General features: G+C 43.0%; 1 protein-coding gene. It reads left to right on the top strand.

Translation table 11 applies throughout. From position 1 onward, the window contains the following. A partial coding sequence (locus tag GNF10_RS37220) for a Tn3 family transposase (protein WP_185607513.1) occupies nucleotides 1-758 on the top strand: 758 nt, incomplete at both ends.

Genomic DNA, 758 nt, shown 5'->3' with positions numbered 1-758 from the left:
GATAAAGTTGTTTTGTTAAGTGCCTTGCTTGCTGATGGTATTAATTTAGGTTTAACGCGGATGGCTGACGCAACTCAAGGAATGTCTTTTGAGCGTTTAGCTTGGGTGGCGGATTGGTATATTCGAGATGAAACTTATTCCAAGGCTTTAGCTGAGGTAGTGAATTTTCATGCACAGATCCCATTTGCTGCTTATTGGGGTGATGGGACAACATCTTCTTCTGATGGCCAACGGTTTAAAGCAGGTGGACATCGCAGTTTTAATGAAGAGATCAATGCCAAGTACGGTAAGGATAGAAGCGTGATTTTTTACACGCATATTTCCGACCAGTATGCTCCATTTCACGTTAAGGTAATTAACGCCACGATTAGGGATGCAACACACGTTTTGGATGGTTTGTTGTATCACGAGAGTGATTTACAGATTCAGGAGCATTATACAGATACAAGCGGTTATACCGAGCAGGTGTTTGCGATGTGCCATTTGCTGGGATTTAGATTTGCACCCAGAATGCGAGATTTACCTGATAAGAAATTGTATACTTTTGAACCTAGTTCCCCTGATTCGGTTTTAGCACCCCTACTAGGTGACAGGATTAATGTGAAATTGATTCAGGAGTCTTGGGATGAGATTCTACGCCTTGCTAGTTCAATTCGGACGGGGACGGTGACTGCCTCTTTGATGTTGAGGAAATTAGCTTCTTATCCTCGGCAGAATCGTTTAGCTTTAGCTTTGCGGGAGTTAGGGAGAATTGAGCG

Origin of the sequence: Nostoc sp. UCD121 (assembly GCF_014222285.1) — a bacterium.
Classification (GTDB): Bacteria; Cyanobacteriota; Cyanobacteriia; order Cyanobacteriales; family Nostocaceae; genus Nostoc.
Note: the sequence above shows the minus strand (reverse complement) of the source record. Positions and strands in the feature narration are given on the sequence as shown.